Raw genomic sequence first — 1,070 nt, 5'->3', positions numbered from 1 at the left:
CCGCGCCCGCGCCGAGCGCCACGACGAGCGCGCCTGCCGCGACGGCGGCCATGACCCTTGACTTTCCCTGCATTGGTTTCTCCTATCTCGCGGTGAGCGCGCAGCTGAAGCTGCCGATGCCGCTCGCTATGCGGCACACGTCGCCCGTTCGCGGCTCGTGTATGTACCTGTCGTCGCCGATGTAGATGGCCACGTGGCCCGAGCGGTAGAGGATGTCGCCGGGCTTCGCCTCCGAGAGCGGTATGCGCCTGAGCTCCTCGTACTGGGAACCCGTGTAGTGGCTTATGCGGATGCCCGCCTGCGCGTAGCAGTACTGCGTGAGCCCGCTGCAGTCGAGCGCCTTGCCGGGGGTCGAGCCTCCCCACACGTAGGGCACGCCGAGCTGGCTGTACGCCGCCTCGACGATCGCGTTCCCGTTCGCGGTCGAGTCCTTCAGGTCCTCGACCGTCATGGAGTCGAGCCTGTAGAGGCCCCATTGCGCCATGATCGACTTCAGGGACTCGACGTAGGACGAGTCGGTCGCCCAGCCGGCGTCCTTGAGCCCCTCGGCCATCCTGTCCGAGTCGTGCCCCTCGATGGCCTCGCGGATGAGGGCGTTGCCCGAGTAGCGCTCCGCCTGCAGGAAGACCCTGCTGCGGAAGCGGACGCACTCGGCGTCGCCGGTGAAGCGGATGAAGCTCGCCGTGATCTGGGTGTGCTCGCCGGGCACGTACTCCTCGCTGGTGGCCCAGTTCGCCTTGCCGGCCACCTCGGGGCAGCCCGCGTAGCCCGACCACCACTTCATGCCGAAGAGGTTGTGGTCGCGCTCTGCGAGCTGGCTCATGCGGTCCCCCTGGCCGGACTCCTGGATGATCTGCGCTATGGTGCAGCCCGCCGGGTGCCCGTACTCCTCCTGGCACTCGAGCGCCGCCTCGACCATCTCGTAGGTGATGTAGGGAGGGAGCCCCTCGAGGCCCCGCTTGGAGGCCGCGTCGTCCCAGAAGCCGAACAGCGCGCTCAGCAGCTGCGCGACGGCGAGCGCGCACGCGACGAAGGCCACGATTCCGGCCACCGCCCCGAGCAGGGCGGGC

Annotated in this window: 1 protein-coding gene; it reads right to left on the bottom strand. The window is 69.0% G+C overall.

Annotated elements, in window-relative coordinates:
* Window positions 1-82: 82 nt before the first annotated feature.
* On the bottom strand, window positions 83-1,070 hold a 988-nt coding region (locus tag GPA_RS14330), incomplete at its 5' end, for an NlpC/P60 family protein (protein ID WP_197533108.1).

Origin of the sequence: Gordonibacter pamelaeae 7-10-1-b, assembly GCF_000210055.1 — a bacterium.
Lineage (GTDB): Bacteria > Actinomycetota > Coriobacteriia > Coriobacteriales > Eggerthellaceae > Gordonibacter > Gordonibacter pamelaeae.
Note: the sequence above shows the minus strand (reverse complement) of the source record. Positions and strands in the feature narration are given on the sequence as shown.